The organism is Nocardioides agri (assembly GCF_013778305.1).
GTDB classification, from domain to species: Bacteria; Actinomycetota; Actinomycetes; order Propionibacteriales; family Nocardioidaceae; genus Nocardioides; species Nocardioides agri.
This window is the reverse complement of the sequence record NZ_JACEIC010000002.1, coordinates 872,952-895,355: the sequence shown is the minus strand read 5'-3', so window position 1 is coordinate 895,355 and position 22,404 is coordinate 872,952. Positions and strand designations below refer to the sequence as shown.

General features: G+C 70.7%; 23 protein-coding genes. All 23 read left to right on the top strand.

Annotated features, from left to right (window positions below):
• Window positions 1-44: 44 nt before the first annotated feature.
• Window positions 45-1,715 (top strand): ABC transporter substrate-binding protein, encoded by a 1,671-nt coding sequence (locus HZF07_RS08855; RefSeq protein WP_157341004.1) that lies wholly within the window; start codon window positions 45-47, stop codon window positions 1,713-1,715.
• Window positions 1,715-3,127 carry an amidase gene (locus HZF07_RS08850; RefSeq protein WP_157341002.1) on the top strand — a complete coding sequence of 471 codons (1,413 nt, stop codon included), beginning with the start codon at window positions 1,715-1,717 and terminating at the stop codon, window positions 3,125-3,127. The genes HZF07_RS08855 and HZF07_RS08850 overlap by 1 nt, the downstream gene beginning before the upstream one ends.
• Window positions 3,112-4,539 carry an amidase gene (locus HZF07_RS08845; RefSeq protein ID WP_198346369.1) on the top strand — a complete coding sequence of 476 codons (1,428 nt, stop codon included), beginning with the start codon at window positions 3,112-3,114 and terminating at the stop codon, window positions 4,537-4,539. Before HZF07_RS08850 ends, HZF07_RS08845 begins: the two co-directional genes overlap by 16 nt.
• Window positions 4,536-5,492 carry an ABC transporter permease gene (locus HZF07_RS08840; RefSeq protein ID WP_198346368.1) on the top strand — a complete coding sequence of 319 codons (957 nt, stop codon included), beginning with the start codon at window positions 4,536-4,538 and terminating at the stop codon, window positions 5,490-5,492. Before HZF07_RS08845 ends, HZF07_RS08840 begins: the two co-directional genes overlap by 4 nt.
• On the top strand, window positions 5,489-6,358 hold the full coding sequence (locus HZF07_RS08835; protein WP_157341000.1) for an ABC transporter permease: 870 nt from the start codon (window positions 5,489-5,491) through the stop codon (window positions 6,356-6,358). Before HZF07_RS08840 ends, HZF07_RS08835 begins: the two co-directional genes overlap by 4 nt.
• Complete coding sequence (locus HZF07_RS08830; RefSeq protein ID WP_157340998.1) at window positions 6,355-7,335, top strand: ABC transporter ATP-binding protein; 981 nt, start codon at window positions 6,355-6,357, stop codon at window positions 7,333-7,335. Before HZF07_RS08835 ends, HZF07_RS08830 begins: the two co-directional genes overlap by 4 nt.
• Entirely contained in the window at window positions 7,332-8,105 is a 774-nt protein-coding gene (locus HZF07_RS08825; RefSeq protein ID WP_181644958.1) for an ABC transporter ATP-binding protein, read from the top strand. Before HZF07_RS08830 ends, HZF07_RS08825 begins: the two co-directional genes overlap by 4 nt.
• A 160-nt stretch (window positions 8,106-8,265) precedes the next feature.
• Window positions 8,266-9,648 carry an aromatic ring-hydroxylating dioxygenase subunit alpha gene (locus HZF07_RS08820; RefSeq protein ID WP_157340996.1) on the top strand — a complete coding sequence of 461 codons (1,383 nt, stop codon included), beginning with the start codon at window positions 8,266-8,268 and terminating at the stop codon, window positions 9,646-9,648.
• Window positions 9,645-10,232, top strand: a complete 588-nt coding sequence (locus tag HZF07_RS08815; protein WP_181644957.1) for a 3-phenylpropionate/cinnamic acid dioxygenase subunit beta — start codon at window positions 9,645-9,647, stop codon at window positions 10,230-10,232. Before HZF07_RS08820 ends, HZF07_RS08815 begins: the two co-directional genes overlap by 4 nt.
• The gene (locus HZF07_RS24365; protein WP_181644956.1) at window positions 10,229-10,537 is read left to right on the top strand and encodes a hypothetical protein; all 309 of its coding nucleotides are present in this window, start codon (window positions 10,229-10,231) and stop codon (window positions 10,535-10,537) included. The genes HZF07_RS08815 and HZF07_RS24365 overlap by 4 nt, the downstream gene beginning before the upstream one ends.
• A complete protein-coding gene (hcaB, locus tag HZF07_RS08805) occupies window positions 10,534-11,316 on the top strand; it encodes a 3-(cis-5,6-dihydroxycyclohexa-1,3-dien-1-yl)propanoate dehydrogenase (RefSeq protein ID WP_181644955.1) in 783 nt (260 codons plus the stop codon). The genes HZF07_RS24365 and hcaB overlap by 4 nt, the downstream gene beginning before the upstream one ends.
• Before the next feature lie 16 nt (window positions 11,317-11,332).
• Window positions 11,333-11,530, top strand: coding sequence for a ferredoxin (locus tag HZF07_RS08800; protein ID WP_157340994.1), 198 nt, complete (start codon window positions 11,333-11,335; stop codon window positions 11,528-11,530).
• Window positions 11,527-12,675: an NAD(P)/FAD-dependent oxidoreductase gene (locus HZF07_RS08795; protein ID WP_157340992.1), complete on the top strand. Its 1,149-nt coding sequence runs from the start codon at window positions 11,527-11,529 to the stop codon at window positions 12,673-12,675. The genes HZF07_RS08800 and HZF07_RS08795 overlap by 4 nt, the downstream gene beginning before the upstream one ends.
• Complete coding sequence (locus tag HZF07_RS08790; protein ID WP_157340990.1) at window positions 12,672-13,385, top strand: class II aldolase/adducin family protein; 714 nt, start codon at window positions 12,672-12,674, stop codon at window positions 13,383-13,385. Before HZF07_RS08795 ends, HZF07_RS08790 begins: the two co-directional genes overlap by 4 nt.
• A gap of 15 nt (window positions 13,386-13,400) precedes the next feature.
• Window positions 13,401-14,024 (top strand): TetR/AcrR family transcriptional regulator, encoded by a 624-nt coding sequence (locus HZF07_RS08785; protein WP_157340988.1) that lies wholly within the window; start codon window positions 13,401-13,403, stop codon window positions 14,022-14,024.
• Window positions 14,025-14,026: 2 nt separating this feature from the next.
• Window positions 14,027-15,631, top strand: coding sequence for a long-chain fatty acid--CoA ligase (locus HZF07_RS08780; protein ID WP_157340986.1), 1,605 nt, complete (start codon window positions 14,027-14,029; stop codon window positions 15,629-15,631).
• 252 nt (window positions 15,632-15,883) lie between these two features.
• Entirely contained in the window at window positions 15,884-17,131 is a 1,248-nt protein-coding gene (locus tag HZF07_RS08775; protein ID WP_157340984.1) for an ABC transporter substrate-binding protein, read from the top strand.
• Between the two features lie 69 nt (window positions 17,132-17,200).
• Window positions 17,201-18,082, top strand: a complete 882-nt coding sequence (locus HZF07_RS08770; RefSeq protein WP_157340982.1) for a branched-chain amino acid ABC transporter permease — start codon at window positions 17,201-17,203, stop codon at window positions 18,080-18,082.
• A 4-nt stretch (window positions 18,083-18,086) separates the two neighbouring features.
• Window positions 18,087-19,202 (top strand): branched-chain amino acid ABC transporter permease, encoded by a 1,116-nt coding sequence (locus HZF07_RS08765; protein WP_157340980.1) that lies wholly within the window; start codon window positions 18,087-18,089, stop codon window positions 19,200-19,202.
• Window positions 19,199-19,966: an ABC transporter ATP-binding protein gene (locus tag HZF07_RS08760; protein WP_157340978.1), complete on the top strand. Its 768-nt coding sequence runs from the start codon at window positions 19,199-19,201 to the stop codon at window positions 19,964-19,966. The genes HZF07_RS08765 and HZF07_RS08760 overlap by 4 nt, the downstream gene beginning before the upstream one ends.
• Window positions 19,959-20,735, top strand: a complete 777-nt coding sequence (locus HZF07_RS08755; RefSeq protein WP_157340976.1) for an ABC transporter ATP-binding protein — start codon at window positions 19,959-19,961, stop codon at window positions 20,733-20,735. The genes HZF07_RS08760 and HZF07_RS08755 overlap by 8 nt, the downstream gene beginning before the upstream one ends.
• Window positions 20,732-21,316 (top strand): NADPH-dependent FMN reductase, encoded by a 585-nt coding sequence (locus tag HZF07_RS08750; RefSeq protein ID WP_157340974.1) that lies wholly within the window; start codon window positions 20,732-20,734, stop codon window positions 21,314-21,316. The genes HZF07_RS08755 and HZF07_RS08750 overlap by 4 nt, the downstream gene beginning before the upstream one ends.
• A complete protein-coding gene (locus HZF07_RS08745; RefSeq protein WP_157340972.1) occupies window positions 21,313-22,404 on the top strand; it encodes an alpha/beta hydrolase in 1,092 nt (363 codons plus the stop codon). The genes HZF07_RS08750 and HZF07_RS08745 overlap by 4 nt, the downstream gene beginning before the upstream one ends.

Genomic DNA, 22,404 nt, shown 5'->3' with positions numbered 1-22,404 from the left:
TCCAGTCCTTTCTGGCACAGCGACACCCACCACCGGAGGAACAAATGAGTGCACCTCGTGCTCGGCGCCGCCGCGCCGCAGCAACCGCTGCGGGCGTCCTCGCCCTCGCGCTGACCGCCGCCGCCTGCTCCGGCACCGCCGAGGGCGACAACGACGGCGACAACTCGTCCAGCACGCCGGAGGCCGCCTACGAGCTCACGGCGACGACGCCGGCGCCGTCCGGCGACATCGACTCGTTCACGTGGTCGCTCTACGCCGAGCCGTTCACGCTCGCGTTCCCCTACGCCTACGACTACCCGCCGAACACGGTGCTGTCGAACATGTGCGAGAGCCTGCTCCGGCTCAACCCGGACCTGTCGCTGTCGCCGGGTCTCGCCGAGAAGTACGAGAACCCGGACCCGACCACCTGGGTCTACACCATCCGCTCCGGCGTGACGTTCCACGACGGCACGCCACTGACCGCAGACGACGTGGTCGCGTCGCTCAGCTTCCACCTGAACCCGGCGTTCGGGTCCTACTGGACGCAGATCTTCGCCAACGTGAAGTCGATCGAGAAGACCGGCGACAACCAGGTCACGGTCAAGCTCAAGCAGCCGGACTCGATGTTCAACCAGTACATGGCGATCACGCCGGGCACCGTCGAGTCCGCCAAGACCCTCGCCACGATGGGCGCCGACTACGGCAACGCGTCGAACGGCGTCAACTGCACCGGTCCCTACGCGTTCGAGTCCTGGACCCCGGGCGACAACATCACCCTGAAGAAGTACGCCGACTACTGGGACCCCGAGCTCCAGGCCAAGGCCGACGAGGTGAAGTTCGTCTTCCTGTCCGACCCGAGCACGCGCGTCAACGCCTGGACCTCCGGCGAGGTCGACGGCGGCTGGCAGGTGCCGGCGAACGCGTACACCCAGCTGGAGAACGGCGGCCCGGGCAAGCTCTACTACGGACTCAACACCGCTACCGCCGCGGAGATCGTCAACAAGCTCGACGGCCCGCTCGGTGACCCGAAGGTGCGCCAGGCGCTGCTGATGGCGATCGACCGCGAGGGCGTCGTCCAGGCTGCCGAGCAAGGGATCGGCGAGGTCGCCACCTCTCAGATCACTGCGTCGACCTGGGGTGGACTGTCCGCGGACGAGGTGACGGCCAACCAGGCCGACCTGCCGACGTACGACTACGACCCGGTGGCCGCCAAGAAGCTCGCCGCCGAGGCCGGGGTCGACGGCCAGCAGATCACGATCGCGACGACGCCCGCGTTCCAGGCGGCCGACATCATCGCGACCGCCGTCGCCGACGCTGCGAAGACGATCGGTCTCGACCCCAAGATCGAGACCGTCTCGCCGGACAAGTACGGCCTGCTCTTCGGCGACCCGAAGGCGCGCGCGAAGTACGACCTCTTCATGACCTACTGGTACAACTCGCTGGCCGACCCGATGGACTACTTCGGCGCGCTGCGCACCGGCATCTTCGCCAACTACGGCGGCTGGTCGAACCCCGAATTCGACGCCGCGGCCGCGAAGGTGATCGCCACGCCGCTCGACGACCCGAGCCGCCTCGACTCGCTGCGCACGATGGACGAGATCACCATGGACGAGCTGCCGTGGATCCCGATCTACAGCTCGCCGGCCAGCGTGTGGATGGGCGACAAGATCTCCGGTGTCTCCCCGTCGATCAACTACCTCTACTACCCGTGGGCCGCCACGATCGGGGCCAAGTGATGGAGCTGCACCACCTGACCGCGACCGCGGCGAAGGACCTCTTCGTCACGCGCGAGCTGTCACCCGTCGAGCTCCTCGACGCCGTCGTCGCCCGGACCGAGAAGGTCGGCGGCGCCGTCAACGCACTCACCGAGCAGATGCTCGACGAGGCGTACGACGCCGCCCGCGAGGCCGAGATCCGGTACGCCGGCTCCGGCCCCGCGCCGCGGGCGCTCGAGGGCATCCCGCTCCTCCTGAAGGAGGAGCAGGCGATCGCGGGCAGGACGCTCGAGAACGGGTCCTTCCTCATGAAGGGACAGGTCTCGCCGTACACGCACCCGGTCGTGGAGCGGGTCCAGGCCGCCGGTGCCGTCGTCCACGGTCGGACGACGACGCCGGAGTTCTCGATCATGACGGTCACCCACAGCGAGATGTGGGGCGTCACACGAAGCCCGTTCAACCTCGACGCGACGTCCGGTGGCTCCTCGGGCGGCGCGGGTGCCGCGCTTGGAGCGGGCCTGACCACGCTGGCGACGGGCTCGGACATCGGAGGCTCGATCCGGATCCCGGCCGCGCAGTGTGGTGTCGTCGGGTTCAAGCCGCCGGCAGGTCGCGTCCCAGGGCTGCCGCCCTTCAACTACGACGCCTACTGCTCGGACGGCCCCCTGGGTCGCAGCGTCGCCGACGTGGCGCTGCTCCAGGACGTTCTGGCGGGTCCGCACTTCATGGACCCAGCGTCCCTGCGGCCGGCGTACCGGCTGCCGGACCAGCTCGGTGACGTGTCCGGGATGAAGGTCGCGCTGTGTCTCAACCTGGGTGACTACCCGGTCGACGACGTCATCGCTGCCAACACCCGGGCCGCCGCGGACGCCCTCCGTGCGGTCGGCGTGACCGTCGACGAGGTCGAGCTGCCGTGGTCGCGGGCGCAGGTCCTCGAGGTCGCGTGGGCGCACATGAGCCTGGCCATGGGCTCGTTCGTGAACACGCTGCCGCCCGAGGCGCTCGCGGTGCTCAATCCCTACACGCGGGAGTTCATCGAGAACGCCAAGGTGCCGCGGGACTACACCACCGGACTCTACGGCGAGGTGGAGTTCTACCTCCCGCTGTCGGCGATCCTCCAGGAGTACGACGCACTCCTGGCGCCGACCGTCGGTGCGGCGATGATCGCGGCGGACACGCCGTCCATCGACACGCCGATCCCGGTCAACGGCGAGGACTTCGGCATGTACGACGTCATGCTGACGATGCCGTTCAACATCAACGGTCGCTGCCCGGTGCTCAACGTCCCGTCCGGCATCGGACCTGCCGGCGTGCCGAGCGGCGTGCAGATCGTCGGTCGCACGTTCGACGACGCGACGGTCTTCCACCTCGGTGCCGCCCTGGAGAAGTCGCTCGGCGTCACGACCGCGGATGACTGGTGGCCGACGCTGTGACCGACCTGCACCACCTGTCGGCGACCGAGGCTCGCACGCTGTTCGCGGCGCGCGACCTCTCGCCGGTCGAGCTCCTCGATGCCGTCGTGGCGCGGATCGAGAAGGTCGATGCGGACGTGAACGCCCTCACCGAGCAGCTGATCGACGAGGCGTACGTGTCCGCGCGCGAGGCCGAGCGCCGGTTCTCCGGCGCCGGTCTCGCGCCCCGGCCGCTCGAGGGCCTCCCGTTGGTGCTCAAGGAGGAGCAGCCGATCGCGGGCCACAGCCTCGAGGAGGGGTCGCTGGTCGAGCAGGGCACGGTCGCCGACGTCACCCACCCCGTCGTCGAGCGCGTGTACGCCGCCGGCGCGGTCGTGCACGGCCGGTCGACGACGCCGGAGTTCTCGTGCGCGCCGTTCACGCACAGCCGGCTGTGGGGCATCACCCGCAACCCCTGGAACCTCGAGGCGACGCCGGGCGGGTCGTCCGGTGGTGCCGGCGCCGTCCTGGCCGCTGGCATGACGACGCTCGCCACCGGCTCCGACATCGGCGGATCCATCCGGATCCCCGCGTCCTTCTGCGGCGTGGTCGGCTTCAAGCCGCCGTTCGGCCGGGTCCCGGGCCTCGCGCCCTTCAACCAGGACACCTACTGCGCGGACGGCCCGATGGGTCGTACCGTCGCCGACGTGGCACTGCTCCAGAACGTGCTCGCCGGCCCGCACCCGGGCGACCAGGCCTCCCTGCGACCGGCGTACGTGCTGCCTGACGAGCTCGGCGACGTCGCCGGCATGAAGGTCGCGCTCTGCGTCAACCTCGGCGACTACCCGGTCGACCCGGCCGTCGAGGCCAACACCCGCGCCGCCGCCGACGCGCTGCGCCAGGCCGGCGTCGTGGTCGACGAGGTCACGCTGCCATGGCGGCGCGAGGACCTCGTGGCGACCGCGTGGGCGCACTTCGGCGCAGTGATGGGGCCGTTCATCGACGAGGTCGTCGGCCCGCACGCCGACCGGGTGATGCCGTACACCCTGGAGTTCGCCGCGGCCGGCCGCGACGCCGGGTCGTACGTCGAGGGCCTGGTCGCCGAGACCGAGCTCTACCGGCCCCTCGGTGAGGTCCTCGCCCGGTACGACGCCCTGCTGTGCCCGACGATCGGCGCACCGTCCATCCCGGCCGATGCGGCGGGCCGCGAGACCCCGATCCCGGTGGGAGACGCGACGTACGCCTGGCCTGACGTCATTCTGACCTTGCCCTTCAACGTGATCGGTCGCGTCCCGGTGCTCTCGGTGCCCTCCGGCCTCGCGCCCTGCGGCGTACCCACGGGCGTGCAGCTGGTCGGTCGCAGCTACGACGACGCCACGGTGTTCCACCTCGGCGCCGCGCTCGAGCGGACGCTGGACCTGGCCTCCGGAGAGGACTGGTGGCCCCCGCTGTGACCATCCTCAAGTACGTCGGACGCCGCGTCCTCGGCGTCGCGATCACGCTGCTCGCGGCGTCGTTCCTCATCTTCGCGTCGCTCTACGCCGCGCCCGGCGACCCGGCCGACTTCCTGACCCAGGGACGCACCCTGTCGCCGGAGGCGATGGCCTCGCTGCGCGAGCAGTACGGCCTCGACGATCCCTTCCTCGTGCAGTACCTGCACTGGCTGTCCGGAGTCCTGCACGGCGACTTCGGCACGTCCTTCCAGTTCCGCGACGACGTCACGACCCTCATCGGCGCCCGCCTCGGCACGACGCTGACGCTGATGGTGATGGCCGCGGTCCTGATCACGGTGGTCGGCCTGACGGCGGGCATCGTCGGCTCGCTCAACGCCGGCCGCGCGGCCGATCGCTTGGTGCTGGTGATGACGACGTTCCTCGCTGCCGTGCCCTCCTTCGTCGCCGCCATCCTGCTGATCTCGGTCTTCGCCGTGCGGCTCGGCTGGTTCCCGACCTTCGGCGGGGGAGAGGGCCTCCTGGACCGCATCTACCACCTGACCCTGCCGGCGGTCGCGCTGTCGCTGACGTTCGTCGCACTCGTCTCCCGGGTCACGCGCTCGGCGATGCTGGAGGAGCTCGGCCGCGAGCACGTCGAGGTCGCCACCAGCCGAGGCGTGCCGCGGAGCACAGTCGTGCGGCGGCACGTGCTGCGCAACGCGCTCGGCCCGATCCTGACCGTCTCCGGCATCCTCGTCGCCGGGCTGCTGGTCAGCAGCGCGATCGTCGAGTCCGCGTTCGGGCTGAGCGGCCTCGGCTCGCTGCTGATCCAGTCCGTCGACAAGTCCGACTTCCCCGTGGTCCAGGCGATCACGCTCATCGTGGTGGGGGCCTTCGTGCTGGTGAACCTCCTCGTCGACCTCCTGCAGCCGCTGATCGATCCGCGCACCTTGGCCGGGGAGGCAGGCCGATGACCGCTCTCGCACCGACCGCCGTCGTCGGGCGGGCGCGCTTCGCCAAGGTGCGTGCCTTCGGCGGCGACTGGATCATCTGGCTGTCGGCGGGCGTGCTCGTCCTCTTCGCGCTGGCGGCCGTCTTCGCGCCGCTGATCGCGCCGTACGACCCCGAGGCGACAGACCTCCGCAACGTCCTCGCCGGCCCGAGCGGCGACCACTTGCTCGGCACCGACCAGGTCGGCCGGGACACCTTCTCCCGTCTGGTGTACGGCGCCCGCACGAGCCTGGTCGGTCCGCTCGCAGTCGTCGCCGCCTCGACCGTGCTCGGCGTCCTCGTCGGCCTGGTGGCCGGCTGGCGGGGCGGCCGGCTCGACTCGGTGATCAGCCGGGTCCTCGACATCATGTTCGCGTTTCCCGCTCTTCTGCTGGCCATCCTCGCCGTCACGCTCTTCGGCAAGGGCCTGGTGGCGCCGATCGTCGCGATGTCGATCGCGTACACGCCGTTCATCGCCCGCCAGGTGCGCGGCCTGGTGATCGCGTCCCGCTCGCGGCCCTACGTCGCTGCGTACACCGTGCAGGGCTTCAGCCCGACCGACGTCGCCGTGCGTCGCGTGCTGCCGAACATCTCGCCGCTGATCCTGGCGCAGGCCACGGTGATGTTCGGCTACGCGCTGCTCGACCTCGCGGCCATGTCGTTCCTCGGCCTCGGCGTCCAGCCGCCGACGTCCGACTGGGGCTCGATGATCAACGACAGCAGGGGGGCCGTGCTGCTCGGCGAGCCGCTCACTGCGGTGGTGCCCTCGGTCGCGGTCATCGTCACCGTGATCGCGTTCAACGTGCTGGGCGAGGAGCTCGGCGACCGCATCGCCCGGAGGGACGCATGAGCACCCCACTGCTCCAGATGTCCGACGTCTGGCTACGGCTCCCCGGCATCGCGAACCGCCCGATCCTGGCCGGCGTCGACCTCGAGGTCGCGGCGGGTGAGGTCGTCGGCCTGGTCGGTGAGTCCGGCTCCGGCAAGTCCGTGACGGCCCGCACCGCACTCGGCCTCGTTCCGCGCGGTGCGCAGGTCGAGGGCCGCGTCCTCGTGGACGGCACCGACGTGCTGTCGGCGCCGGCCGACCGGCTCCGGCGGCTCCGCTCGGAGTCCGCCGCGATGGTCTTCCAGGACCCGCGGGCGGGCATCAACCCGATGCGCCGGATCGGCGACCACCTCACCGAGGCGGCCCGGTTCGCCAAGCGCGGCGAGGACGTGCGGGCGGCCCGGAAGCGTGCGCTCGACCTGCTGGAGGCGGTCGGCCTGCCGCACCCGGAGCGGCACCTGAAGCAGTTCCCGCACGAGCTGTCCGGCGGCATGCTCCAGCGCGTGATGATCGCGGGCGCGCTGATGGGGTCGCCCAAGCTGCTGCTGTGCGACGAGCCCACGACGGCGCTCGACGTGACGACGCAGAAGGAGATCGTCTCGATCCTCGCCAGGCTCCAGCAGGACGAGGGCATGGGGATGCTCTTCATCACCCACGACCTCGACCTAGCGGCCTCCGTCTGCGACCGCGTGCACGTCATGTACGCAGGCCAGGTCGTCGAGCACGCGTCCGCGAAGGAGCTCTTCGCCTCCCCGCAGCATCCCTACACGGCCGGCCTGCTCGCCTCCACGCCGAGCCTCGAGGTCGTGCAGGAGCGGCTGCGCCCGATCGCGGGGACGCCACTGAGCCTGCTGGCCGACCCGCTCGGGTGCACCTTCGCCGAGCGCTGCGACCGCGTCATGGAGGGGCTGTGCACCACGCAGCGTCCAGAGCTCGTCGAGCACGGCGACCGCGCCGACCGGTGCCTGCTCAACCAGACGACGGAGGTGGCCGGGTGACCGCCCTGCTCGAGGTCGAGGACCTGTGCAAGACCTACCGCGCCCACGGCCACGAGGTGGCTGCAGCGTCCGCGGTGAGCTTCCGGCTGGAGGAGGGCGGCTCGCTCGGCATCGTCGGAGAGTCCGGCTCGGGCAAGACCACCACCGCCCGGATGGTCGTCGGCCTGGAACGGCCGGACAGCGGCAGGATCGTCTTCCGCGGCCAGGAGCTGTCCTCGCGCCCCCGCGGCCGCTCCGAGCGCCTCGAGCGGGCCCGCGCCATCCAGATCGTCTTCCAGGACCCCTACCTCTCCCTCGACCCGCGCGTCGCCGTCGGCGCCGCGGTCGAGCAGGTCGTCAAGCTCCACACGAAGCTGGCCGGCGCCGACCGACGGCGGCGGGTGCTCGACCTGCTCGGCCAGGTCGGCCTCGGTGAGCGCGAGGCCGGCACCCTGCCGCGGCGCCTCTCCGGCGGGCAGCGGCAGCGCGTCGCGATCGCCCGAGCGCTCGCCGTCGGGCCGGCCGTGCTGGTGCTCGACGAGGCCGTCTCGGCGCTCGACGTCTCCGTGCAGGCGCAGGTGCTCAACCTGCTCACCGACATCCGCGAGCTGACCGGCGTCGGTCTGCTCTTCATCAGCCATGACCTCGCCGTCGTCCGCTACGTCTGCGACGAGGCGCTGGTGATGAGGTCCGGCGAGGTGGTCGAGCGCGGCTCGACCGCCCAGCTGCTCAGCGCCCCGCAGCACGCGTACACGCGGGTGCTGCTCGACGCGATCCCGCGCCCCGCCTGACCCGCCGTCGACGCCCGCAGGCACAAGCGCCTGCGGGCATTGACGCCCCGCCTGACCCGCCGTCGACGCCCGCAGGCACAGGGGTCTGCGGGCATTGACGGCTTGTCTTCTGTCAAGCAGAATATCGTTCTGCACGACAGAATCAATGGGAAGAGGTTCCATGCGCGACGCAGCCGACGTCCTCGCCAACGTCCGCCGGGGCATGCTCCCGGCGCACATCTACAACGACGCCGAGGTGTTCGAGGCGGAGAAGGAACGGCTGTTCTCACGCTCGTGGACCTTCGTCGCCCACGAGTCCGAGATCCCGCACGTCGGCGACTACGTCGTCCGCCGAGTGATGGACAACTCGTTCATCGTCAGCCGCGACCAGGCCGGCGAGATCCACGCGATGTTCAACATGTGCCTGCACCGTGGCATGCAGGTCTGCCGCGCCGAGCAGGGCAACGCCTCGCACTTCCGCTGCCCCTACCACGGCTGGTCCTACCGCAACGACGGCCGCATCGTCGGCCTTCCCTTCCACCAGGAGGCCTACGGCGGGGAGGCGGGCTTCGCCCGCAAGGGCCAGCGGCTGGTGCCCGCGCCGAGCCTGGCCAGCCACAACGGTCTGATCTTCGTCTCGATGGACCCCGACGCCCCGCCGCTGCTGGAGTTCCTCGGCGACTTCGCGTTCTACCTCGACTACTACACGAAGCAGAGCCCGAGCGGCGTCGAGGTGCTCGGCCCGCAGCGCTGGCGCGTGCACGCGAACTGGAAGATCGGCGCCGAGAACTTCGCCGGCGACATGTACCACACGCCCCAGACCCACACGAGCGTCGTGGAGATCGGCCTCTTCCGAGAGCCGAAGGCCGAGAAGCGCAAGGACGGCTGCACCTACTGGGCCGGTCGCGGTGGCGGAACGACGTACAAGCTCCCGCCCGGCGACCTCGACGAGCGGCTGCGCTACGTGGGCTATCCCGACGAGATGATCGAGCGGATGAAGGGGCAGTGGTCCCAGGAGCAGCTCGACGTCATCGGCCGCGACGGCTTTATGATCTCCGCGGCTTCGGTCTTCCCGAACCTGAGCCTCGTGCACAACTGGCCGAAGGTCGCCGACACCGATGAGGTGCTGCCGTTCATCTCCCTGCGCCAGTGGCAGCCGATCAGCGCCGACGAGACCGAGGTGCTCTCGTGGTTCGTGGTCGACAAGGAGGCGCCGGAGGAGTTCAAGAAGCTCTCCTACAAGGCTTACCTCATGTGCTTCGGCAGCAGCGGCATGTTCGAGCAGGACGATGTCGAGAACTGGGTGTCGCTCACCAACACCGCTGCCGGCACGATGGCGCGCAACCTGCTGCTCAACGGCCGGATGGGCCTCTTGCAGGACGACACCCCGGTCGTCGAGCCCCTGACGCCCGAGCAGTTCGCAGGGCCCGGCGTCGCCCGGGTCGGGTACGGCGAGTACAACCAGCGTGCCCTGCTCAACGAGTGGGCCGACCACCTCGAGCAGGACCCGCCGAAGACCGCGCCGACCGTGGTCGGCATGTCCGGGGCGGAGGCGTGCTCGTGACGGCGTACCTCCCGATCCGCTCGGCCGACTCCCCGCTCGGGCAGGACGCCGCGACCACCGAGGCGGTCGGCCCGTCGCTCGCCTTCGACGACGCCCGGCACCTGCTCGCGCACCGCTGGCTGGTGGAGGAGGCCTACGTCCTCGACCACCAGGACTACGACGCCTGGCTCGACCTGCTGGCCGAGGACATCCACTACTACATGCCGATCCGGGTCACCACGGCGCTCGGCACGGGCTACGACACCGCGAAGCGGATGGCGCACTTCGACGAGGACAAGTACTCGCTGAGCCGCCGGGTCGCGCGCTTCCAGACCGAGCACGCATGGACCGAGGACCCGCCGTCGCGGATCCGCCACCACCTCTCCAACGTGCGCACCTTCGCGACGGACGAGGACGACGAGCTGGTCGTCGAGTCGGCGGTGCTGCTCTTCCGCAGCCGCGGCGACGTCCGCGGGCCGTCTCTGGTCTCGGCCGGCCGCACCGACCTGCTGCGCCGCACCGGTGACTCCTGGCTGCTCGCGCGCCGGCACATCGCTGTGGACGAGTCGGTGCTCCGCACCCAGAACCTGGCAATCTTCCTGTGAAGCTCTCGTGGGAGGGCGAGGCCGAGGACGCCGCGGCCGCGGCCCGCGCCGGTTCCGAGCTCGAGACGCTCCGTGCCCAGGCCGAGGGCGAGCCGCTCGTCGTCGGCAACGAGTTCGCCGAGGTCCGGGTGGCCAAGGTGCAGACGCGCAACGGCGTACGCCTGCTGGTGGAGTCACCCAAGAGCGGTCAGTGGATCACGCTCGACCCGCTCGAGCTCGAGGCGCTGACGTGGCAGAACGTCGCGACGTTCTCGGCGATGGTCGGCAACCCGTTCGCGCCGCTCTTCCCGGAGGGGCCGGCGTGACCGGCTGGCTCGAGGGCAAGCGCGCCCTGGTCGTGGGCGCCGGGTCCGGCATCGGGCGCGGCGTCGTCGACGCGTTCCTCGAGGAGGGCGCCCGGGTGGCGGTCCTCGAGCTCGACCCGGCGAAGTGCCAGGCGCTGGCCGCCCAGCGCGATGACGTCGTCGTGGTCGAGGGCGACGCCACTACGCGCGAGGCCAACGAGCGCGCGGTCGCGGCCGCGGTCGCGGCGTACGGCGGGCTCGACGTGCTGGTCAGCTGCGTCGGGATCTTCGACTTCTACCGGCCCCTCGCCGAGATCGAGCCCGACGACCTGGATGCGGCGTTCGAGGAGATGTTCGCGACCAACGTGAAGTCGCACCTGCACGCGGTGAAGGCCGCGACGCCGGCGCTGCGGGCCGCGCGCGGCAGCATCGTGCTCACCGAGTCGACCTCGGCGTACTACCCCGGCCGCGGCGGCACGCTCTACGTCGCCTCCAAGTTCGCGGTCCGCGGGCTGGTCACGACGCTCGGCCACGAGCTCGCGCCGCACGTGCGGGTCAACGGCGTCGCGCCCGGCGGGACGCTGGGCACCGACCTGCGCGGCCTGGGCACCCTGGGGCTCGACGAGCGGCGGCTCGACGGGCCCGACCGCGCGGCCGAGCTCGCCGCCCGCAACCCGCTCGGCGTGGCGCTCTCCGGGGCCGACCACGCCTGGAGCTACGTCTTCCTCGCGTCCGACCGGGCGCGGGGCATCTCCGGCCGCACGATCCACTCGGACGGCGGCATGGGGATCAAGGTCTGAGGGATCGAGGGAGAACATGCCGGTGCTCAAGGCCGACCTGGCCGCCTGCCAGGGCTACGCCAACTGCGTCGTCGCCGCCGACGACGTCTACGACATCGACGACGACGGCGTGGTCGTGCTGCTGCAGGCGACGATCGACGAGGCCGAGCGGACCCGCGTCGAGACGGCCGCCCGCAGCTGCCCGGTCTCGGCGCTCTGGCTCGAGGACGCATGAGCGGCGCCGACGGCGTGGTGGTCGTCGGCGGCTCGGTCGCCGGCATCCGCACCGCGCGCGCCCTGCGCGAGCAGGGGTACGACGGTCCGGTGCGGGTCGTCGAGGCCGAGGCAGAGGTGCCCTACGACAAGCCGCCGCTCTCCAAGGGCAGTGTCGATGCCGACGCCTGCGTCCCACTGATCACGCTCGAGGAGGCCGAGGCGCTCGGCATCGAGCTGGTGTTGCGGCGCCGGGCCGTCGCGCTCGACGCCGACCGGCGCCGGCTCACCCTCGACGACGGGAACGTGCTGAGCTTCGACCACCTCGTCGTCGCCACCGGGCTCACACCGCGCCGGGCGCCGTACGACGTGGAGGGCGTGCTCGTGCTGCGCACCCTCGCGGACTCCCGTGCGCTGCGGGAAGCGATCGCCAGATCCCAGCAGGTGCTGGTGATCGGGGCCGGATTCATCGGCGCGGAGGTCGCCTCGCTCGCCCGCAGGCACGGCGTCGGTGTCACGCTCGTCGATCCGGAGCCGGTGCCGATGGGCCGGGTCGTCGGCACGGAGCTCGGCGGCCGCTTCGCGGCCCTGCACCGGCGCCATGGCGTCGACACCCGGTTCGGCAGCACGGTGACGTCGTTGGTCAGGGTCGGCGACGGCTACCGCGTGTTGCTCTCCGACGGCGACGTCGTCGCGGCGGACGCCGTCGTCGTCGGCATCGGCTCGGAGGTCAACGTCGGCTGGCTCGCCGGGTCCGGGCTGCTCGTCGACGACGGCGTCGTCTGCGACGAGCGCGGCGCGGCGCTGCGGGCGCCCGGCATCCACGCCGTCGGCGACGCCGCTCGCTGGGCCGGCGTCCGGGTCGAGCACTGGACGAGCGCGGTCGACCAGGCCGTCTGCGTCGCCCGGTCGATCGCGCACCCGGACGAGCCGGCCGCGCCCGCGCCGCCGGCGTACGTCTGGAGCGACCAGTACGACTGGAAGATCCAGCTCGTCGGCGACCGCGACGTCGCCCGCCTTCCCGAGGTCGTCGAGGAGGCCGAGCCGTTCCGACTGGCGGCCACGTGGCACGACGCCGAGGGCCGGATCACCGGAGGAGTGACCGTCAACTGGCCACGGGAGTCGGTGCGGATGCGCGCCGCGCTCGCACGTGGAGGGGCGGCATGAGCGTCGACGACCTCCGTCGCGAGATCGCCGACGGCTGCCGGGTCCTCGCGGCCCGCGGCCTCGCGCCCGGGATCCTCGGCCACATCAGCGTGCGGGTCGACGGGACCCGACTGCTGGTCCGCTGCCGCGGCTCCCGCGAGCGCGGGCTCGCCCACACCACCGCCGACGACGTCCGGCTCGTCGACCTCGACGGCGCCGCCGGTGCTCCCGGCGAGCTCGACGGGTACGCCGTGCCGTTCGAGCTCCCGCTGCACACGGCCGTGCTCCGCCGCCGGCCGGACGTCGACGTGGTCGTGCACGCCCATCCGCGCGACGTGGTCGTCGCCGATCTGGCCGGGCTGCCGATCCTGCCGATCGTCGGCGCCTACGACATCCCCGGGGCCGTGCTCGCGGCCGGCGGCGTGCCCGTCTTCCCGCGCTCGGCCCTGGTCTCGACGGCCGACCTCGGCGACGCCGTCGCCGACGCGCTCGGCGACCGGCCAGTCGTCGTGATGCGCGGTCACGGGCTCACCGCGACCGGCTGCTCGGTCGCCGAGGCGGTGCTGCGCGCCCAGGCCGTTGCGACCCTGGCGCGCCTCTCCCTCGACGTCGTGACCGCCGGTGGGGAGCTGGCGCCGATCAGCGTCGACGATCTCGCCGCGCTGCCCGACCTGGGCGGCGCGCTCAACCTCGAGACGGCCTGGCGTCACGAGCTGGCCCGCCTCACTTAGCGTACGCTCGCTCACATGACGACGACGGGGACAGAGACCATCGACTGGCGAAACTGCCAACCGGTCGAGCTGACCGACATCCTTCGCCACTCGAGCGAGGCCTTCTACGAGCACGGCTTCCACGGGACGACCGTGCGCGACATCGCCGCACGCGTCGGCGTCACGGTGCCCGCCCTGTACTACCACCACGAGAACAAGGAGGCGATCCTCGTCGCGGTGCTCGGCGCCGCGATCGCCGACCTCCAGGTCCGCGGTGAGGCCGCGATCGCCGATGCCGGTGACGACCCGGTGCAGCAGATGGCCAACCTCGTCGAGTCGGTCACGCTGCACCTCACCGTGCGTGCGCGGCTGGCCGCGCTCGACTCGGAGTACCGCTACCTCAGCGCCGACGCACGCATGCCGTACGCCGAGGTACGCAAGGCCAACGAGCTCCTCACCCGCTCCGTCATCGACCGCGGTGTCGAGGCGGGCGTCTTCCACGTCGACGACACCGCCGAGGCGACCCGCGCCCTGCTCGGCATGCTCCAGGCGATCCCGCGCTGGTATGTCGACTCCGGACCCCTGACCCCCGCCGACGTCGCGACCCGCTACGTCGGACTCAGCCTCGCCCTGCTGGGGGCGACGCCTCGAAAGGACTGAGCATGACCACGAGCATCCCGGGCAACATCGGGGACGGTGAGCTGACCGTCACCAACATCCTGCGCCACGGCGCGCGATGGCACGCGGGACGCTCGGTCACCACGGTCGGTGTCGAGAAGCCGGTGCTCTACGGCGACGTCGCCGGCCGGGCGGCGGCGCTCGCCCACGGGCTCGCGGAGCTCGGCGTCGGCCCGGGCTCGGTGGTGGGGTCGTGGCTCTGGAACACCCAGGAGCACCTCGACGCCTACTTCGCCGTCCCTGCGCTCGGCGGGCTCCTGCACACGATCAACCCGCGGCTCTCGCCCGACCAGATCTCCTTCACCGTCAACCACGCGGCCGACGACGTGCTGCTCATCGACGGCTCGTTCCTGCCGCAGCTGCTCGAGGTGGCCGACCGGCTGCCGACGGTGCGCGCGGTCGTCGTCGTCGGCGAGGGTGACGCCAGCGCCTGGCCGGGCACCGTCATCCGGTACGACGACCTCGTGACCGGCCGGGCCACCGACTTCGCGTGGCCCACGCTCGACGAGCGCGCGGCCGCGACGCTCTGCTACACGACGGGCACCACCGGAGACCCCAAGGGCGTCGCCTACAGCCACCGCTCGATCTGGATCCACGCGCTCTCGGCGTGCACGGCCAACGCGATCGCGATCGGCTCCGAGGACTGCTGCTATGTCCTCGTCCCGATGTTCCACGCGAACGCGTGGGGTTACCCGTTCGCGAACTTCTGGGCCGGGGCGGACCTGCTCCTCAGCAACCGCTGGGTGGACCCGGCCACGGTCGTGGACTCGGTGCAGCGCTACCGGCCGACGTACTCCAACGGCGTCCCGACCGTGTGGAACGAGATCGTCGCGTACGCCGACGCGGACCCGGGCCGCGGGCTCGACTCGCTCAACCGCGTGGTGCTCGGCGGCGCGCCGATCCCGGAGACGCTGCGCGCCGGCCTCGCGCGGTACGGCGTGGACGCGCTGCAGGGCTGGGGCATGACGGAGACGTCGCCCCTCGTCACCGTCAACCGCGCCGACGCCACGTCACACCGGGCCGGCATGCAGGGCCGCGTGGTCGCGGGCGTCGAGATCCGGCTGATGGAGCCCGACACGGGGGAGGAGCTGCCCGCCGACGGCGAGACCGTCGGCGAGCTCGAGCTCCGCGGACCGTGGATCGCGGACTCCTACTTCCGCGCCGGCGCCCCGGACAAGTTCCGCGACGGTTGGCTGCGCACCGGCGACGTCGGCACCCTCGACGAGCTCGGCTACGTCAACCTCACCGACCGTGCCAAGGACGTCATCAAGTCTGGCGGCGAGTGGATCTCCTCGGTGCAGCTCGAGCTCGAGATCGCCCGGCACCCCGACGTCGCGCAGGCGGCGGTCATCGGCGTGCCTGATGACCGCTGGGATGAGCGCCCGTGCGCCCTGGTCGTGCTCCGCCCGGGGGCGACGACGACCGCCGAGGAGCTGCGCGGACGGCTGCTGGACACGCTGCCGAAGTGGTGGGTGCCGGAGCGCTGGGCGATCCTCGACGAGCTGCCGCTGACCAGTGTCGGCAAGTTCGACAAGCGCACGATGCGCAGCCGCTTCGCGGCGGGCGGGATCGACGTCACCCGCTTCTGACGAGCTGGCTGCACCCCCCTCCCGGACGACCTGCGGCGTCCGGCCGCGTCCCTCGCCTGCCGTCCCACGGCCACCCTGTTCGGCAGAAAGAACTTCTGCACACCGGGAACCAATGGTGTCTTGCACTTGGTAACGAACTGATTTCGGCACTTAGCGGGCGCTAAGGAGGGCTTGACTCTGCTACTTAGCGCATGTTCAATTCATCCACGGCCGCCCAGTGAGTCACGTCACAACCGAAGGGACACCAAGCAGATGATTCGGAAGTTGGTCCCGACCCTCGCGGTCGGTGCACTCCTCACGCTCTCCGCGTGCGGCGGTGCGGCAGAGAGCAGCTCGGACGGCACGGACGGCGTCAAGATGGGCCCCGGCGTCACCGACAAGGAGATCAACGTCGGCCTCCTGACCGACTACTCCGGTCCGATCGCGGAGGCGGCGACGTCCGGCTCGCTCGGCATGGAGGTGAAGTTCGACGAGGTCAACGCCGCGGGCGGTGTGTGCGGTCGCAAGATCGTGCCCGTCAAGGCGGACACCAAGTACGACGCTCAGCAGACGACGCAGGCCTACCGCGCCAACGCCAAGGACATGCTGATGATCGGCGAGGTCCTCGGCTCGGTCAGCATCAACGCGATCAAGCCCAACGTGGAGCGGGACAACATGCCCGCCCTGGCCATCTCGATGAACACCGCGACGCTGGAGGAGAAGAACATCTACGTTCCGCTCCCGACGTTCGAGGTCGAGCTCGCCAACGGAGTGGTCTGGGCCGCAGAGCAGGCCGGCGCGACCGAGGAGAAGCCCCTCAAGCTCGGCGTCATCACCGAGGGCGACGAGGTCGGCCAGCCTTACCAGGACGCGGTCGTTGCCGCTGCCGAGGCGACGCCCGGCGTCGAGCTCGTGGCGAAGCCGACCTACGCCTTCGGCGACCAGGACTTCACTGCCCAGGTCTCGGAGCTCAAGGCGGCCGGAGCCGACGTCGTGATGCTCGGCACCGCCCCCGCCGAGACCGCTGGCGTCGTCGGCACGTCCGCCCAGCTCGGCTACTCGCCGCAGTGGATCGCCTCCTCCGGATCCTGGTTCGCGGGTCTGGCGGAGCCGCTGAAGGGCCTGCTCAACAACTTCTACGTCTCCGGCGGCTACGGCACCCTGGCCGACGACGTCCCGGGCATCGCCGCCCTGAAGGACGCGCTGGCCACGTACGCCCCCGACGCCAAGCCGAGCAACTTCCAGGTCGGTGGCTGGCTCTTCGGTGAGGCCACGGTCGCCGCCCTGAAGCAGGCCTGCGAGAACAAGGACCTGACTCGCGAGGGTGTCATCGCGGCACTCGAGGACCTGAAGGTCGACTACCAGGGCATCACGCCCGAGGTGGACCTCGGTGACGGCGACTCGATCGTGAGCTACTCGTCGCGGATGAACACGATCGGTGCTCAGGGCGAACTCGAGGCGGTCGGCGACTTCTACGCCAGCGACGCCGCGAAGGAGTGGGGCGCGGCCAACGGCTTCTGACCTGTGCCCGGGCGCGCGGCCCCCGTCGCGCGCCCGGCCCAGGCAGCCGGCCTCGTCACGGGAGCATCGATGACACTCTTCTTGCAGCTCGGGTTCCAGGGCGTCGCCCTGGGCATGGTCTACGCCCTGATCGCCCTCGGGTTCGTGATCATGACCAAGGGCTCGAACACCTTCAACTTCGCCCACGGTGAGTTCGTCGCCGTCGGGGCGTACGTCGTGGTCGCGCTGATGCCGCACCTGCCTTACTGGATGGCGTTCATCGGGTCGGTCGTCGTGACGGTGACGTTGGCGCTCGTGGCAGAGAGGCTGCTCCTGCGCCGGCTCGTCTCCGCGTCGCCGACGGCGCTGATCCTCGCCACGCTCGCCCTTGCGGTGATCGTGCACGCCCTGGTGCTGGTCGTCTGGGGTGTCGGCACCAAGGGCTCGGCCGGTCCAGTGGGATCCGGCACCGTCGAGATCGGCGACGTCGTGCTGACCTACAGCGGCATCGCGACCATCGGCACGTCGATCCTGGTGCTGCTCGCACTCCTCGTCTTCTTCCGGTGGACCTCCTACGGCTTGGCCCTCCGAGCCACCGCGAGCCACCAGGAGGCGGCCGCCGCGCAAGGGATCGACGTGGGCCGGATGTTCGCGCTGTCGTGGGGGATCGCCGCTGCCCTCGCCGTCGTCGCATCCATCTTCCTGGCCTCGTTCCCCCGCATCGTGTCGCCGACGATCGGCCTGGTCGCGCTCGCCGCGATCCCGGCCGTCGTCATCGGTGGCCTCGACTCCTTCGTCGGCGCGGTCGTCGGTGGCCTGGTCGTCGGCCTGATCCAGGTGCTCGGCGCCGGATACCTCACCGACTACGGCGGCGGTCGGCTGCACGAGGTGCTGCCCTACGTGCTCATGCTCGTCGTCCTCGTGCTCCGTCCGTACGGCCTCTTCGGCAGCCGCGGCATCGAAAGGGTGTGAACCGATGACAGCCACCGTCTCCACTCCTGAGACCACCGCCGAGGTCGCCCCCGGCTTCCGCCGTCCGTCACAGCGACGCCGGGGTCCCTGGGCCGTCGCGGCCTGGGTCGTGCTGATGCTGGCCGTCCCGCTGCTCGTGAGCTCCGACCAGTGGATGGGCGTCGGGATCTTCGCGCTGATCGCTGCTGTCGGCGTGCTCGGGATCCAGATCGTCATGGGCCTGGCCGGCCAGGTGTCGATCGCCACCGCGGCCTTCATGCCGATCGGTGCCTACACCGCAGCCTGGCTGGGCGTCGACCACGGGCAGCCGTTCTGGGTCTGGCTCCCCGCCTCGGCGGTCGTCGCCGGGATCGGCGGTGCCCTGTTCGCCCCGATCGCCGTCCGGATGCGTGGCCACTACCTGGGTGTCGCGACCCTCGGCCTGGTCTTCATCGCCTCCTACGTGTGGGAGGTGTGGACGGACCTGACCGGCGGCTCCGGAGGGCGCGTCGCGGCGCCGGTCGTGATCAACGGGCAGGACCTGCTCGACGGCTACTGGTCCGGTGACACCCAGGTGCTGACGCTCTTCCAGGCCTGGTGGTACTTCGCGTTCGCGGTCCTGCTCGTCGCCATGGTGGTGACATGGAACATCAAGCGGTCCCGGCTCGGGCGGGCGTTCATGGCCGTGCGCGACAAGGACCTCGCCGCGGGTGTGGTCGGCATCCCGGTGACCCGGACCAAGACGACCGCGTTCGCGATCTCGTCGGCGTTCGCTGGCGTATCGGGCTCGCTGCTCGCGGCCTACATGGGCTACGTGACGCCGGCACAGTGGTCCCTGACGCTGTCCATCGACTTCATCGCGATGGCCGTGATCGGCGGCGCCGGCACGATCGCCGGTGCTCTTCTGGGCGCGCTCTTCTACAAGGCGATGCCCGAGGCCGTGAACTGGCTGTCCACCTACGTCCCCTTCGTGTCCCAGGACGCCAAGGTCGACGGCGGTCTGACCGCGCCACTGCTCTCGCAGATGCTGTTCGGAGCCGCGATCCTGCTGGTCCTGCTCTTCGAGCCCCGCGGGCTCAACGCGCTTGTCCGCCGACCGTTCCACTGGGCGCGCACGCGCCGCGAGAGGAGTGCGCGATGAGCGAGCCCGCACTCGCCGTCACCGACCTGAGCGTCCGGTACGGCGCCGCCGCGACCGCCCTCACCGGGATCGACCTGATGGTTCCCCGTGGCGAGATCGTGACCCTGCTCGGACCGAACGGAGCCGGCAAGTCCACCCTGATGCGTGCGGTCTCCGGGTTGCTCCACGTGCACGGCGGCGTCATCACCTCCGGTCGGGTCGAGCTCCTCGGCTCCGACGTCACGTCCGACCGTCCGGCGGCTCGCGTTCGGAGGGGTCTGGCCCAGGCGCTCGAGGGTCGCCAGGTCTTTCCCGACCTCACTGTCGCCGAGAACCTCGCCGCGGGCGGTCACGTCCGGCGGTACCGGAAGGCGCAGGCCCGCGAGGCTCTCGAACGGGCGCTGAGCCACCTTCCACGCCTGCACGACCTGATGGACCGCAAGGCCGGCTACCTCTCCGGCGGCGAGCAGCAGATGCTCGCTATCGGCAGGGCGCTCATGTCCCAGCCGACGGTTCTGCTGCTCGACGAGCCGAGCCTGGGCCTGGCCCCGAAGATCGTGGAGACGGTGCGGGACATCATCCTCGACATCCGCGATGAGGGGACGTCGATCCTCCTCGTCGAGCAGAACGCCGCCATGGCACTCTCCATCGCCCAGCACGGCTATGTTCTGGAGAGCGGCAGGATCGTTCGGTCGGGCGCGGCCGCGGACCTGCGCGACGACGACGAGATCGCCGCCCTCTACCTCGGTGTCAGCGCGTCGGAAGGAGCCGGCAGCCATGCCTGAGACCACCAACCTGCTCGACGTCGAGGACCTCTCCCTGAGCTTCTCCGGTGTGAGAGCCATCGACGGTGTCACGTTCTCGGTGCGCGAGGGCGAGCTGTTCTCGGTGATCGGTCCCAACGGCGCCGGCAAGTCGTCGCTCTTCAACTGCATCTCCGGGGTCTACAAGCCGCAGTCGGGTTCGATCCGGTTCGCCGGCGACCAGCTGATCGGTCTGAAGCCGCACCGGATCGCGCGCAAGGGGATCGCCCGGACCTTCCAGAACGTCGACGTGTTCCCGGCGATGACGGTCCAGGAGAACCTGCTTCTGGCCCGGGACGGCTTCATGCGGGCCGGGGCGCTCGGGTGCATGATCCGGATCGGTCGGTCGGCCCGCGAGGAACGCGAGGCCGCCGCCGCCGTGGAGCACTACGCGGAGCTGCTGCACATCACCGACCTGCTCGCCGCGCCCGTGGGATCGCTGCCGCACGGCACGCAGAAGCGCGTCGAGCTGGCGCGCGTCCTCGCGGCTGAGCCGCGGCTCATCATGCTCGACGAGCCGGTGGCCGGCATGAACCACGACGAGACGGGCGAGATGGCGGCCACGATCCAGCGGGTCAACCGTGAGCTCCGCGTCGCGATCCTGCTCGTCGAGCACGACATGTCCATGGTCATGGGCATCTCTGACCGTGTCTGCGCGCTCGACTTCGGGCAGCGCATCGCTTTGGGCTCACCGGCAGAGGTGGCCGGTGACGCCCTTGTTGTCAACGCATACCTAGGAGGGGCGCTGTGAGTGAGGAACGCTTGAAGGTGTGGGCGATCGCGGGGAGCCTGCGCGCGGACTCGTGGAACCGCAAGTTGCTGGAGGCGGCGGCGGCACTCGCTCCGGAGGACGTCGAGGTCCACATCAGCGACCTGCTGCCGGAGATCCCCTTCTTCAACGAGGACCTGACCGGCAACGAGCCGGCGGTGGTCCAGCAGCTGCGCGCCGAGGTGGCCGCGGCGGACGCCGTGATGATCGCGACGCCGGAGTACAACGGCATGGTCCCGGGCGTGCTCAAGAACATGCTCGACTGGATCGCGTTCCCGCTCTTCAACTGCGTGCTGATGGACAAGCCGGTCGCGCTGATGGGTGCGTCCGGCAGCAAGATCGGCACCGCGCGGGCGCAGGTCGACCTGCGCCAGATGTTCATGTACAGCCGGGCGATGGTCGTGCCGCCGCCGGAGGTGCTGGTCAACTTCGCGTTCCAGGCTTTCGACGACGAGGGCCGGTTGGTCGATCCCATGTTCAACGACCGGATCGCGCACCAGTTCGCGTACCTGAAGAAGTTCGCCAGGTTCAAGACGCTGGATGAGGTGACTGTGAACTCATGACGACCATCGACACGCAGTTCGTCAGCAGCCTCTCCCCGGGCGCCAACCGCGCCGGGGCCGGCGGCTATCCGACCCAGGGCATCTACTACACGCCCGCCGGGACCCGTCCGCGCGTCGCCATGATCGCCACGCACTACCAGATCGACTTCTCCGAGCACTACCTCGCCGAGTTCATGGCCGAGCGCGGGGTCGGCTTCCTCGGTTGGAACACGCGGTTCCGCGGCTACGAGTGGAACTTCGTCCTCGACCAGGCGCTGACAGACATCGGCGTCGGCGTGCGCTGGCTGAAGGAGGAGGCCGGCGTCGACCAGGTGATCCTGCTCGGCAACTCCGGCGGCGGCTCGCTGATGGCGCTCTACCAGTCGCACGCCGTCGACTCGGACCTCGACCTCGTCCCCGCGGACGGCTACGTCTCGCTGGCGGCGCACCTGGGCCGGCCCGACGTGCTCACCGACTGGCTGGACGCCTCGGTGATCGACGAGCACGACATCACCTCGACCGACCCCTCCCTCGACCTCTTCAACCCGGAGAACGGCCCGCCGTACTCACCTGAGTTCCTCGAGCGCTACCGCGCCGCCCAGGTCGAGCGGAACCACCGGATCACCCGCTGGGCGCGCGCCGAGCTCGAGCGCATCACCGCGCTCGGGTACGCCGACCAGCCCTTCAGCGTGCTGCGCACGTGGGCCGACCCGCGGATGGTCGACCCGACGATCGAGCCCACCGACCGGCCGGCAGGACAGTGCTACCGCGGCCCGACCGAGGCGGCGAACAAGGGCGGGCACGGCATCGGTGGCCAGACCACGCTGCGCAACTGGCTGAACATGTGGAGCCTCGAGGACTCGCCGTGCCGTGGCGAGGCGCACCTGGGCAACGTCACAGTGCCGGCCTTGGTGGTGAACCCGGACGGCGACACCGGTGTCTTCCCCAGCGACGCGAACCGGATCCACGACGCGATCGCGAGCACCGACAAGACCCGCATCGACCTGCCGGGCGACCACTACTTCCTGGAGCCCGCCGGCGCGCGCGACAAGGTGGCCGACGAGATCGCGGCATGGGTCTCGTCGCGGTTCCCGGGCGTCGGCGAGTGA